This window comes from Pseudomonas sp. LB1P83, assembly GCF_054897885.1.
The window spans coordinates 4,865,810-4,879,465 of record NZ_CM142709.1 but is presented as its reverse complement, the minus strand read 5'-3'; the positions used below and the strand labels follow the sequence as shown (position 1 = coordinate 4,879,465).

Genomic DNA, 13,656 nt, shown 5'->3' with positions numbered 1-13,656 from the left:
TTGGCTGTCGACAATAGCGCCATGTTTTACAGCCTCTTTTACAGGAAGAAACTCACCATGGCTCTGGCCCACACACTTGGTTTTCCGCGCATCGGCGCTGACCGCGAACTGAAAAAAGCCCTCGAATCCTACTGGAAGGGCGACCTCGATCAGGACGCGCTGAAAAGCGTCGGCCGCCAACTGCGCGCCACCCACTGGCAATTGCAGAAAGACGCCGGCATCGACCTGCTGCCCGTCGGCGACTTCGCCTGGTACGACCAGGTGTTGACCCATTCCCTGACCTTCGGTGTGATCCCCGAGCGTTTCGACAGCGCCAAGGATTCGCGCGGCCTGCCGACCCTCGACACCCTGTTCGCCATGGCCCGAGGCGCCACGGCTGCCTGCTGCGGCGGTGAACACAGCAAAGCGCAATACGCCCAGGAGCTGACCAAGTGGTTCGACACCAACTACCACTACCTGGTCCCGGAATTCACCGCTGACCAGCAATTCAAACTGAGCTGGGAACAGCTGTTCGACGAAGTCGACGAAGCCAAGGCGCTGGGCCACAACGTCAAACCGGTGATCATCGGCCCGCTGACGTACCTGTGGCTGGGCAAAGCCAAAGGCAATGACTTCGACAAGCTCGACCTGCTGGAACGCTTGCTGCCGATCTACGGTGAAATCCTCGGTCGTCTCGCTGCTCAAGGCGTGGAATGGGTGCAGATCGACGAACCGATCCTGACCCTCGACCTGCCACAGTCGTGGAAAAACGCTTTCGAACGCGCTTATCACATCCTTCAATACTCGCCGCTGAAAAAACTCGTGGCCACCTACTTCAGTGGCCTGGAAGACAACCTCGGCCTGGCGGTCGGCTTGCCGGTGCAAGGCCTGCACATCGACGCCGTGCGTGCGCCGGATCAACTCGGCCAGGTGCTGGATCGTCTGCCGACCTACAAGATTCTGTCGGTGGGCCTGGTCAACGGGCGCAACGTCTGGCGCTGCGAACTGGAGCAAGTCCTCGCGCAACTGCAACCGGCCCAGGAACGCTTTGGCGACAATCTTTGGGTCAGCAGTTCCTGCTCGTTGCTGCACAGCCCGGTGGACCTGGAACGCGAAGACAAACTCGACCCGGAACTGAAAAGCTGGCTGGCGTTTGCGGTGCAGAAGTGCGGGGAAATCGCCGTGCTGCGCGATGCCCTCAACGACCCACAATCGCCCAAGGTGCAAACCGCCCTCGCCGAGAGCCGAGCGATTCAGGCCAGCCGCGCCGAGTCACCGCGTATCCACAAAGCGGAAGTGCAGGCACGGATAAATGCCATCAGTGACAAGGACAGCCAACGCCATTCGCCGTTTGCCAAACGCATCGAGCAGCAACGTGCACGCTTGAAACTGCCGCCATTCCCGACCACCACCATCGGCTCGTTCCCGCAAACCGGTTCGATCCGTCTGGCGCGCCAGGCCTTCAAACAAGGCAAGCTGTCGGCCAACGATTACACCGACGTCATGCACAGCGAAATCCGCCACGCGGTGCAAGTCCAGGAGCGCCTGGGCCTGGATGTGCTGGTACACGGCGAAGCTGAACGCAACGACATGGTCGAGTACTTCGCCGAGCAACTGGACGGCTACCTGTTCACCCGTTTCGGCTGGGTGCAGAGCTACGGTTCGCGTTGCGTCAAACCGGCGATCATCTACGGCGACCTGAGCCGTCCGAACGCCATGACCGTCGACTGGATTACCTATGCACAGAGCCTGACCGGCAAGGTCATGAAAGGCATGCTCACCGGTCCCGTGACCATGTTGATGTGGTCGTTCCCCCGCGAAGATGTGTCGCGAAAAATCCAGGCGCAGCAGTTGGCCCTGGCCCTGCGTGACGAAGTGGTCGACCTGGAAAACGCCGGCATCAAGATCGTGCAGATCGACGAAGCGGCGTTCCGTGAAGGCTTGCCGCTGCGCCGGGCGCAATGGCAGGAATACCTCGATTGGGCGGTGGAAGCTTTCCGTCTCAGCGCTTCCGGCGTGCGGGACGAAACCCAGATCCACACCCACATGTGCTACAGCGAATTCAACGACGTGATCGAGTCCATCGCGGCGATGGATGCCGACGTGATCACCATCGAAACTTCGCGTTCGGACATGGAATTGCTCGAGGCTTTCGAAGCGTTCGACTACCCGAACGACATCGGGCCGGGCGTCTATGACATCCACTCGCCACGGGTCCCAGACACGGCTGAGATGGTCAAGTTGATGAGCAAAGCCGTTAAACGCATTCCGGCGGAGCGGTTGTGGGTGAATCCGGATTGCGGGTTGAAGACCCGGGCGTGGCCGGAGACAGAGGCGGCGTTGGTGAACATGGTGGCGGCGGCAAGGCAGTTGCGGAGTCAGTTGGCTTGAAGCACTCAGTGGGGGAGCGGGCAATCCTCTAACGCCGGTCAGTTAAGGGCGATACTGAACCGTGACGAGGGAGCAACCCCCTTCGCCACTCTCGTTCTATCGCTTGACGACCCGCTGTATCGGTGAAGATCAGCGGGTTTTGTTCTTGTTGCGTTTTGAGCATCGACGACGGCTTAAACAGATCCATCCTTTCCTGCGTTGCTCTATGCGGACGTTGCGTTAGAGAGCTGTTGCACAATGATCCACATAATCATGGGGTCATTTCCATTCGGTGTAGATTGGTGGTTGAGAATCTGTAATGTTGCACTATTGTTGTTGGCGATAAATTCGCCTACCAGATCATATTGCTGGAATCTCGGAGGCGTCACTCCGGGTGTCTCCAGTAGATTGTCGATACGTAAGTTAAACAGAGGATCGTAACGTCCTCCCGACCCGGTGAAGTTCACCACTCGAGTCGTGAACCGATACCTTGCCCCTTTTGCCAACTGAAAGGATTTATACAAGATTGCGCCCGCATGGTTGTAGCCCGCTGGCGTGATGTTAAAAAACACGACTCGATTTGCGTATGTCGAAATCGAGCCCGTTCTTCCTCCCGGGCCGACAATCCAACCATTCATGCCACCAGCGAAGTCGGTCACATCATTTAGATCAGGGTGAATAGTGACGGTCCAGTCGGGAGAGATTTGCTGACCGTCCGGTGTTTTAGCGGTCAGGTTGTGGCGACCCAATCCGATATTGACGACCCGCCTCCAGATCCCGCTAACGTCCGTAGTTACCGTGCCTATTGGCGCTGCACCATTGAACAAATGGACCATGCTATTTGGTGTTGCCGTCCCTACGAGTTCAGGTGTTGTATCGTCGCACGCACCACCGTTGACGACTTGCCCGGTAATGGCCCCTTGATTGTCAATAAGCTGCGTAATCATCGGCCTTGCCAGCATTTCCGATTTGATCGTCAGTTCCAGCATACGGAAGAACGTATCAACGCCGCCCTTATCGCTGAAATTGGCGATCGACAATCCATAAACCTGCGTGCCGTCCTTGAACTGTTTGAGTTGTTCCCGAGAGATGACTCCGCTCAATCCGGTGCACACATGATTGGCGGTGATCACCCCATCGAACAGCATGATGACGTATTCGCTCCCGTCGGATTTTTGCCCGCTCAGGGCTACCCGCATCCGGGTGCCGATGGCAATGAACAGCCAGGCAATCAGCGTCCAGTGGGCATCGCCCGTGAAGTTGTTGAGGTTCAGGACCTTGTGATCCGGCGCCTCCTTGATGGTCATGCGCGGGTAGTTGATGTCTTCATTGGCAATGGACGTGACTTCATACTTTGTGGGTGCGGAGCTTTGATCATGTATGCCTTCCTGCTTTACGACATACCAGAAGGACATGAACGTACCCATGTTGGCGGGGACGACGGTCAATGGCAGAGTGAAGGTCAATGTTCCGCTGGCGCTACCTTGAAGTGTCGCAAGCACCGGGCTGCCAAAGCCATCGCGCCCTTTGATGAAGAGCGTGACACGATGGGTGGGGTCCATCCCGGTGTAGGTGACTTTGACCGTGGCAAGTTTCTGAGTGTTTTGCGGATTGATGATATTGCCAGGTGAAGCCTGCACCAGCTTGGGCGGCGGCAGCACCAAGGCCTTGGCGCCGATTCGCAGCACCAGTTCGGGGGCGGTCAGAGGCAGTTCGCGGTTGCGCGCGATGTACCAGTCCACGGTGATCACTTGATTGAGCAGTGCGTTGATAAGCTCATAAGCCAGTCTGAACTCAATGTCTTTGTCGAGATGGGCCGTGGTAATGAGCAATGAGTCTGCAAAAACAAGATTGCCGTCCGGTCCCCGTACTTCCAGGTGAACCGTGTCGCCGAGGCGCGTGTGACCCTTGGCCGGGCAAATGGCTGGGGTGCCGAAAGGAATATCCTTCGGATCGAGCACGCCGTTTTCGTCTTTGCCGACATCGACGACGTTCAGGACATTGGTCACTTGACCGATACGCAGCCGACTGACGTAGGACTCCAGAGGCGTGGCATGCCCGATGCCGGTGACGATATAGGACAGCTGGACCGAACCGTCCTGATAGGTCCCAAAGTGTGTTGTTTCCCAGTCGAATGGCACGACGATGCCGACCCCCGGAATTACCATGCCCTGGGTGACAAACCGTTCGTAGGTTTGCAGGCGGGTGGTGCCGCCGGAGCTTGTACTCAGACAGGTCAGTATCACCTTGTCACCGACCGACAGGCCTTCGATTCCAGGTCCGGCATAGACCACCGTCTCGGCCAGATCTGGCGACAGGACTGCCCCGTGGGCTTGCGGCGCAGTAGGCGCTGGAGCCCGGTATTTTTCGCCAGTCAGCCTTGGGGAATAGGGGTAAGACGGTGTCCGTACTACCGAACCCGACACCATTCTGATCCTGTGGTAGCTCAGTTTTATCGTCGTCGGGACCAGTTTTTTCACGAGTTCGAAAGGGATCTTGAACGTCACGACCCCCGCCTTGTAATCCAGCGGACCAAAGACTTCGCTGAACCCGGTAGCGGCGTCGTGAAGGGTCAACTCCACTTTATCGCCAGCGGCAGCGTCTGCACGTCGCACCAGAACATCAACATCCATGGGATCGCCGTCGAGATCGTCGACCGCCAGGACATCGTCATGGGTGAGTGGCACTGACGGCGCTTCAAGATAGGTGGTGTCCGGTTCCAGCGTACCTACACCGATGTTGGACGTCAGGCTGCTGTTGTGTACCTGGTCATGGATTTTGTAACTCACCAGCAACGGGTCGGCAGGGCCGATCAGCTTGAGGATCGCCGAGGAGACAAACACCACGATGTCCTGACCGACTTGTCCGGCATCAATGACGAACTCGACGATCTGATTATCGATCGTCAGTACGATCCGGTCTCCCATGGTCATGACTGGCCAGGCCGGGATGATGAAGTCAACGCCGGCTTCGACCATCTCCTTGTCAATCACCGCCGGGAAGCGCGGGGCCTCCAGAGGTACACGTTCGCGGGTGTTGCCGGTTGGATCGAGGCTGTCCGGAAAAGTTGGCTTGAACCATACGGTTATCTCTTCTGAACGTTCCGGTCCACTGCCACTCGTGCGTTCGACGGTGTACCACGTCCGATGGATGCCGGGTTTTTCGACGGCCGTTCTGGGAATGAAGCTGACGATGTCCTCATTGTTGTGATCCCGGGGGACGATCACAGTCTTGATCAGTGTGCCTCGATCCGTCGGGTCAGGGGTCTGCCCCGGTTCAAGGCGTTTGCCCATGTACAGGCGCAAGGTGTCAAACGCTGCCATCAGGGGATAGGAGGGGAAAAGGACCCACCATCCAAGCCCGGGACCTGCGGTCTCATCCGCGTTGACCCCATGGGAGGCAGTCGGGTAGTCGACCACGTGCCAACCGGGGATCAGGATGGGGAATATCCTGAACGCTCCATCTTCTGAGAACAGGCTTTGCGACCTGACTTCAGCGAACAAGCCGACCGTTAGTTGCGGGCTTCCTTTTTTCAGCGCGGCCAGTTGTTCTTGTGTGTAAAAAGAAAAGGCAGTCATGGTTGGTCTCCGACTCGCACCAAAGCGCGCGAACCGGGGCGGCAAGGCGCGTCAGAGACTGATTGAAAGCTCAAACCTGCAGGCTGGCTACTGTCAGAAATAACAGGTTAAGACTGGTTTCTGACCAGTGGTAGGCATCAACACTTCACACGACCGCTCGGCAAACTTCATCAAACTGTCACGTAACTGTGGCAGCGCGCTTGATCAAACTTCATCAAACTCGCGCTCTACTGGGGTTCTGCGTTTCGGTGTTTTTTCATGCGTGCACGATTTTTATCAACAGCGGCCTTCCTGGCCGCGTTGTTGTTTGGATTACCGTCTTTCGCGGCGTCTCGTTGCGATGTCAACGTTCCCACCCAACATGCCGATCTGGCGCAGGTGAGCCTGGCGTACCAGAGCATCGGCCGTGCGTCCGACCCGGCGTTGCTGCTGGTGATGGGCCTGGGCGGGCAGTTGATTCACTGGCCGGACGAGGTGGTGGTCGCGCTGTGTCAGCAGGGTTTTCGGGTGATTCGCTATGACAATCGCGACGTCGGCCTGTCGACCTGGCGGCAAGCGCCCGCGGACGCCAACCTGACTTTCGAGGTGTTGCGCTACAAACTCGGTTTGCCGGTCGCGGCGCCGTACACCCTGACCGACATGGCAGACGATGCCTTTGGCCTGATGGATGCGCTGAAGGTCGAGCAATTCCACGTATTGGGCGCGAGCATGGGCGGGATGATTGCCCAGCACATGGCGGCGATGGCGCCGCAACGGGTCGAGAGCCTGACCCTGATCATGACCACTTCCGGGGCCGAAGGCTTGCCGGCGCCGAGTGCGGCGTTGGTGCAGTTGTTGTCGCGGCGTAGCGCGCCGAATCGCGAAGTCGCGCTGGAGCAACAGGCGGATTTACTGGCAGCGTTGGGCAGCCCGACCGTGAGCGATGATCGGCAGGCTTTGCTGCATCAAGCGGCGCTTTCTTATGATCGCGCGTTCAACCCGGAAGGCGTGAAGCGCCAGATCATGGCGATCCTCGCTGAGCGCAGTCGCGTGGCATTGCTTAACCAATTGCGCGTCCCGACGCTGGTGGTCCATGGAACCGCCGATCCGCTGTTGCCGGTGATGCATGGCGTACATCTGGCGGCGCATATCCGTGGCAGCCAGTTGAAGCTGATTCCGGGGTTGGCGCATCGATTCCAGGAAGCGTTCAAGGTGCCGTTACTGGCGGCGGTGTTGCCCTACTTGCAGGCCCATCGCGAAGACACCTCGCATTGGGCGCAGATTGATCCAGTGCCAACCCCGAATCTCCTGTAACCCCCAATCAAACCTGGGAAATAAAACCCTGTGGTGAGGCAATGCTGTTCACTTAAGACAGTCTTCAGTCGAGCAGGAACCTGTGGCGAGGGGATTTATCCCCGTTCGGCTGCGAAGCAGTCGTAAATCCAGACAACTCGGTCTGTCTGAAAGGACGCGGGGGGGCGGCTTCGCCACCCAACGGGGATAAATCCCCTCACCACAAAGGCTCCCTTGTCTTAGTTGGCTATGTCGATGGAACGAGGTTGTCGAGCATCCGGTTCACCGCCAGTTCACCCAGCATCACGGACTGCTGAATGCCCAGCACGGTGTTGCGATGCGGGCCTTCCATCAATGCGGCGAAGTCACTCAACATCACGCTCGCCGACGCAAGGGATTCACAGGCATTGGCCAGCAGGGTTTCGTGATCGATGTCGGGGGCGATGGTGTAGATGGTGCTGGGGCGGCGTGGGGTGTCTTTGGGGATGACCGGTTTGAGGTAGTAATCGAGGGCGCGGTCGGCGGCTTCGTTGAGTTTTTTTGAGTCCGGGGCTTCGTAAGGCGAAACGTCGTCGGTTTCCGGTGGGTTCGGAGTAAGTTTGAACATAAGTAAATCCTCAGGTTGAGCCGCATTCATCTCGCTACTAAACGAAGAGGGAGGCAGCTGTGCGCAAGTTAGTAGACCGGGAGGATTCAAAACCGGCGCGCCCGAGGGCGCCAAGCGCACAGCCGCCATCGAATACAGGCGCAAACCTGACTGAATGACACTTGTGCTGCCGTTAGAACCTACCCGGGCTACTAAACCCGATCACTGTGAATCAGTGACACGAACCAAGTTACCGACGGCCCCCCAGGCGCACAAGCCGGCGGATTCTGACGTTGTTGTAGGCGACGGCGCAAGGCGCTGTAGCTTTCAGGAAGTAACCTTAAACAGAACTAAACACACCCTCCCAAACACCCAAATCCCTGTAGGAGTGAGCCTGCTCGCGATAGCGGTGTATCAGCCAATACAAATATCAACCGACACGACGCCATCGCGAGCAGGCTCACTCCTACAAGGGACCTGCGCGCGCCAGCCTTCGGGTGTATCGTTCAAACTTTCCGCCGCCTTTCCAGCCTGCGAGGTGAATGATGAGTACCCCCCTGAAAATCGATTTCGTCAGCGACGTGTCCTGCCCGTGGTGCGTGGTCGGCCTGTATGGCCTGACCCGGGCGTTGGAAGTGCTGCGTGATGAGGTCCAGGCCGAGATCCGTTTTCAGCCGTTCGAGCTGAATCCGAAAATGGGGCCGGAAGGGCAGAACATCACCGAACACATCACTGAAAAGTACGGCTCGACCCCTGAGCAATCGCAGAAAAACCGCGAGATGATCCGCGCCCGTGGCGCCGAGGTCGGGTTTGCGTTTCGCACCGATGGCAACAGCCGCATCTACAACACCTTTGATGCGCATCGGTTGCTGTTCTGGGCGGGGCTGGAAGGGTTGCAGTTCAATTTGAAGGAAGCGCTGTTCAAGGCGTATTTCACCGATGGCGGTAATCCGTCCGATCACCAGCAGTTGGCGCAGATTGCTGAAAGCGTCGGGCTGGACCGGCAGCGGGCAGCGGCGATTCTGGCGTCCGATGAGTTTGCCAAAGAGGTGCTTGAAGAAGAGCAGTTGTGGTTGTCGCGCGGGGTGAGTTCGGTGCCGACGGTGGTGTTTAACGGGCAGTATGCGGTGAGTGGTGGGCAGCCGGTTGAGACCTTTGTCGGGGCGATCCGGCAGATCATGAGTGAAGCAAAGGGCGGGACCGTTAGCTGATCACCGGGAATGCTTCTGTGGCGAGGGAGCTTGCTCCCGCTGGGCTGCGAAGCGGCCCCAATGTCAGCACCGTTGTAGCCAGGCAGACCGCATTCGCTGGATTTACGACTGCTGCGCAGCCGAGCGGGAGCAAGCTCCCTCGCCACAGGGGGGCGGTTACCTGACGATTTTGTCTACGTGGATGCCTAGTTTCTTCAAGCGATACCAGAAGCTGCGCTCAGAGATCCCGATCAACTGTGCCGCTGCGGCCTGCACGCCGTTGCTCTGCGCCAGGGCCGCCAGAATGTAGGCCTTTTCGACCTCGGCCAACGCCGCTTCCAGATCCGCCGGCACGCTGCCTTCGGTGACCAGAACGCCGCTGCTGCCAGCGTTTGAGGCAAACAGATAAGCCGGCAAATCTTCCTCTTCAATCACCGCCCCCGACGCCACAATCGTCGCCCGTTCCACGCAATTCTGCAGTTCGCGAATATTTCCCGGCCACGAGTAATTGGCCATCGCCTGCAAGGCTTCCGGACTGAACCCGGTAAAACGCTTGCCCGCCGTTGCGCCCAGGGTGTGAGCAAAATGTCGGGCCAGCGGCGCGACGTCTTCAACCCGTTCGCGCAGGGCCGGCAGGGGGATCGGGAACACGTTGAGGCGGTAATAAAGGTCTTCGCGAAACTCTTTGTTGGCCACCGCGTCCAGCAGGTTCTTGTTGGTCGCGGCAATCACCCGCACATCCACTTTACGCTCGCGCGGATCGCCCACCGGCTCGATCACCCGTTCCTGCAACGCCCGGAGGATTTTCGCCTGCAAGGCCAACGGCATTTCGCCGATCTCGTCGAGAAACAGCGTGCCCTTGTCGGCCTGCATGAAACGCCCGACGCGGTCCGCCACCGCGCCAGTAAACGCGCCTTTGCGGTGGCCGAACATTTCGCTTTCCAGCAAGCCTTCCGGGATCGCCGCACAGTTGACCGCGACGAAGGGTTTGTCGGCGCGGTTGCCGTGTTTGTGGATCGCCCGGGCGACCATTTCCTTGCCGGTGCCGCTTTCGCCGGTCAGCAGAATCGTCGCGTTGCTTTCGCGAACCGAATCGATGGCGTGCAGCACCCGACGGAAGCTCGGGCTGTCACCGATCAGGCTGTCGATCTGCTGATGCTCGTCGAGCTCGGCGCGCATGCGCTGGTTGTCTTTGAGGATGTCGCGAAATTGCAGGGCTTTGCTGACGGTGATGTCCAGTTCGTCGATGTCGAACGGCTTGGCGATGTAGTCGAAGGCGCCGTTGCGCATCGACTGCACGGCGTTTTTCACCGTGCTGTAGGCGGTCATGACGATCACCGGCAACTGCGGAAAACGCGTTTTGATTTCTGCCAGCAGTTGCGGGCCGTCCATGCCGGGCATGCGCCAGTCGCTGATCACCAGGTCGATGTCCTCGCACTCCAGCACCTTGAGCGCGTGCAGGCCATTGCCGGCGGTGAACACCTGAATGCCGTTCTGACCCAGGGCCGATGCCAGCAGGTCGCAGAGCTTGGGCTCGTCGTCGACCACCAGTACGTTATGTGTCATCGCTGCCCTCGTCGAAGTCTTCACCGTTGGCCGGAATGTACAGCGTGAAGGTGGTGCCGGCATCTTTTTCACTGACGCATTCGATGCGCCCGTCATGACTTTCCATGATCGAGAACACCTTCGCCAGCCCCAGCCCGGTGCCCGAGGCCTTGGTGGTGACGAACGGCGTGAAGATCCGTTCGAGCATATCCGGTTCGATGCCCTGGCCGGTGTCGCAGACGCTGATCACCGTGTAGTGCTCGTCACTGCTGATGCTGACCGTCAGCCGCCCGCCATCGGGCATGGCGTCGATGGCGTTGACGATCAGGTTCAGGCCGGCCTGCTTGAGTTGCCGCGCGTCGGCGTGAAGGGTCGCGCCGGGTGCCTGATCGTCGATTTGCACATCGACTTTGTGGCTGGCCAGTTCCGGGGCGCAGAAACCGATCAGCTCATCCACCAGTGGCCGCGCCGCCAGGGTCGAGCGCATGGGCGCACTGGGCTTGGCGAAGTCGAGGAAATCGGTGATGAGGTCGTTGATGCGGCTGACTTCACTGACTACGTATTCCAGGTGACGCTTGTCGGTCTCGGGCAAATCGGCGCGCCGGTGCAGCAATTGCGTGGCGGTTTTGATGATACCCAACGGATTGCGGATTTCATGGGCCAGGCCCATGGCGACTTCGCCCAGCGCATGCAGTCGGTCGCGGCGGCGCAGTTGCGATTCCAGGTGCTGCAACTCGGCGAGGCGTTCGCTCATGTGGTTGAAGGTGCTGCTCAGTTCCGCCAGTTCGTCGCCGCCGGTGACTGGCAGGCGCTGGCGATAATCCCCGGCAATCACTGCTTGCACGCCTTTGGACAGCCCGCGCAACGGCTTGGTCAGGCGCTGCGACACCAGCCAGCCGACCGCCAGGGACGCCGCCGAGCTGAGCAGGAAAATCAGGATGAACAGGTTGCTCTGGTTCACCAGCCCGACCAAGCTGGTGTGGCGCAGCAGACCGCTGAAGATCACGCCTTGCAGTTCACCGTTTTCGTTAAGGATCGGCCGGTAAATACCGCTGTAGCGATTGGTGAATTGTTCTATGGGTTGTTTGGTGTTGCGCAGGATCTGTTCGATTTTCTCCGGCACGGCGGCCGGGTGATCTTCGAAGCGCTGGGTGGAGAAGATCTCCGAGAAATCATTGGCCTTGGCCAGGTACAGCCGCAGGTCGAGGGAATGCACGTCGGCGACGCTGGTGAGGAAACTGCTGTCCAGGTACGTGGCAATGACCAGTTTGTAATCGACGCCGTCCTGATCGGTCTCGAAGGTCGAGACCACGGTGCCGGTTGCGACGCCGCCGACTTGCAGCGTCTGTAACACTGCTTTGGGCTCGGTGCTGATTTGTCGGACGATGTCATCGGCGGCGGTGCTGAACACCACTTTGTGATCGCTGTTGCGCACCAGCGCCACGACATCGATGCCCATGGAGTCGGCGATGTCGCTGGTCAATTTGTCGTGTTTGCTCGACAACCGATCCGTGGGCGGGCGCGTGTAGCGCAGGAACAACTGCGCGGCCCGGGCGTTGTCCCGCAGGATTTCGCTGATCTCGTCCTCGACGATCTTGGTCGATTCCTGCAGCCAGATCCGCACGTTGCTGTCGAAAATCTGCGACAGGGTGGTGGCCGCCAGTTCCGCCGCAATCATCGTCGGGATCACGCTGACCAGCCAGAACGCGAGCACCAGTTTGCGCTGCAGGCTCCAGCCGGAGAGGGCGAAAGGTCGGGCGGTGGCGGGGCGGTCTTTCATCATTGGGTTTCGCTTATCGCAGCAGCCATGGCGGAATCGGAACGGTCCGGTCGAATGAACATTTTCACCACGCGCAGCAGGCTGTCGAGCAAGCGATTGCGATGGCGGAAAAACACGGTGTTGCCGGTAAACGAGCAACCCAGGCGCAGCTTACTGGCATAGCCGGCCTGACCGCACGCGTAGATCGGGATGCCGTGTTCAATACAGTAGTCGACATTGGCCAGCCAACTGCGCACGTACAGGTTGTGATCGCGGGTTCGCGTCAGGTCATGTGCGAAGAATTTGTCGACCAGGCGTTGCTCGTCCAGCAACACCAGGTTGAACGCTACCAGCTCTTCGCCGACCCAGTAGAGCACGCACGCGGCGCGTTCATCGAGGTGTTCGAGGACCTGGCGAAAGTAGTCCGGCGGCAGGCGTTCGAAGGTCAGGTCGCTGCGCTCTAGGGTGGCTTCGTACAGCGCCATCATTCGCGGCAGCAGGTCTTCGACAGAGCGCCGCCACTCGATGCGCGGACCTTGCCCGCGCAAGGTACGGCGCAGGTCTTTACGCGTGGATTTGCCGAGGGTGCCGAGGTACGCGTCCACGGAACCAAAACGGATCGGCAGTTCGGCGCTGGGCAGACCGGGCATGCTCTGCAGGCCGGCGCCCTGGCACACCTGCAACCACTGCGGGTCCCGCTGGGAGGCGTCCTTGACCGCCAGCAGACCGATGCCGGCCTGATCGGCGTCGTTGCGGGCCAGGGTCAATAATTGCTCAAGCAAGGCCGGTCGCCGTGCGGGGTCGATCTGGCGTGCGGTCCCGACGTGGCATTGTTCCGCCACCGGCGAGCCGAGGGCGTAGAGGCGCACGTCGAACAGCCCCGGCCACCAGCGGCGCAATTGTTCGGTGACGCGTTTGCCCGAACCCTGAACCGTGGTGTCCAGCGAATACGCGGTGGTAAACGCCACCGCCGCCGCGACCAGAACCTCGTCCTCGTACAGCGCCAGATAACGCCACTGAAAATCCGCAATGCCCGCCTGTTCAACGGCCCGGTAATACTCCCAGCCCTCCAGTTCAGCGGGGAAACAGTCATTCCAGGCAGCGCGGTCGATGGCTTCGATCGTCGAAAAGGCAAGGGCAGTGATCACATCGGTTCCTTAAAATTTCTGTTACTTGCGGGCCATTTCCGATCTGTACATCTTTGCGCCATCGCACAATCCCTGTAGCAGCTGGCGAAGCCTGCGTTCGGCTGCGAAGCAGTCGTAAACCCTGACAACTCGGTTTGCCTGATACACCGCAGCGCATGATTTTACGACTGCTTCGCAGCCGAACGCAGGCTTCGCCAGCTGCTACAAGGGTCGAGCGTTCGTCAATGTG

At 59.3% G+C, this 13,656-nt stretch carries 8 protein-coding genes; 3 read left to right on the top strand and 5 right to left on the bottom strand.

The features are described from left to right. The first annotated feature begins 57 nt into the window (after positions 1 to 57). On the top strand, positions 58 to 2,370 hold the full coding sequence (gene metE, locus ACYZTY_RS22325; RefSeq protein ID WP_461955508.1) for a 5-methyltetrahydropteroyltriglutamate--homocysteine S-methyltransferase: 2,313 nt from the start codon (positions 58 to 60) through the stop codon (positions 2,368 to 2,370). 203 nt (positions 2,371 to 2,573) lie between these two features. Here the strand turns inward: metE and ACYZTY_RS22320 are convergent, their stop codons facing one another. After that, positions 2,574 to 5,927 carry a hypothetical protein gene (locus ACYZTY_RS22320; RefSeq protein WP_461955507.1) on the bottom strand — a complete coding sequence of 1,118 codons (3,354 nt, stop codon included), beginning with the start codon at positions 5,925 to 5,927 and terminating at the stop codon, positions 2,574 to 2,576. 258 nt (positions 5,928 to 6,185) lie between these two features. Here ACYZTY_RS22320 and ACYZTY_RS22315 point away from each other — a divergent pair, with 258 nt between their 5' ends. Next, positions 6,186 to 7,220 (top strand): alpha/beta fold hydrolase, encoded by a 1,035-nt coding sequence (locus tag ACYZTY_RS22315; protein ID WP_461955506.1) that lies wholly within the window; start codon positions 6,186 to 6,188, stop codon positions 7,218 to 7,220. A 226-nt stretch (positions 7,221 to 7,446) separates the two neighbouring features. On the opposite strand, the gene ACYZTY_RS22310 is transcribed toward ACYZTY_RS22315, so the two are convergent. After that, positions 7,447 to 7,806, bottom strand: coding sequence for a DUF6124 family protein (locus ACYZTY_RS22310; RefSeq protein ID WP_461955505.1), 360 nt, complete (start codon positions 7,804 to 7,806; stop codon positions 7,447 to 7,449). 524 nt (positions 7,807 to 8,330) lie between these two features. On the opposite strand from ACYZTY_RS22310, the gene ACYZTY_RS22305 reads away from it, so the two are divergent. Beyond that, entirely contained in the window at positions 8,331 to 8,996 is a 666-nt protein-coding gene (locus tag ACYZTY_RS22305; protein ID WP_461959377.1) for a DsbA family oxidoreductase, read from the top strand. Between the two features lie 156 nt (positions 8,997 to 9,152). Here the strand turns inward: ACYZTY_RS22305 and ACYZTY_RS22300 are convergent, their stop codons facing one another. From ACYZTY_RS22300 to ACYZTY_RS22290, 3 genes are read right to left on the bottom strand one after another with little or no spacing between them, the layout of a single operon-like run. Further along, complete coding sequence (locus ACYZTY_RS22300; RefSeq protein ID WP_461955504.1) at positions 9,153 to 10,541, bottom strand: sigma-54-dependent transcriptional regulator; 1,389 nt, start codon at positions 10,539 to 10,541, stop codon at positions 9,153 to 9,155. Beyond that, complete coding sequence (locus ACYZTY_RS22295) at positions 10,531 to 12,303, bottom strand: sensor histidine kinase (protein WP_461955503.1); 1,773 nt, start codon at positions 12,301 to 12,303, stop codon at positions 10,531 to 10,533. The genes ACYZTY_RS22300 and ACYZTY_RS22295 overlap by 11 nt, the downstream gene beginning before the upstream one ends. After that, positions 12,300 to 13,427, bottom strand: a complete 1,128-nt coding sequence (locus ACYZTY_RS22290; RefSeq protein ID WP_461955502.1) for a GNAT family N-acetyltransferase — start codon at positions 13,425 to 13,427, stop codon at positions 12,300 to 12,302. Before ACYZTY_RS22290 ends, ACYZTY_RS22295 begins: the two co-directional genes overlap by 4 nt. Positions 13,428 to 13,656 lie beyond the last annotated feature (229 nt).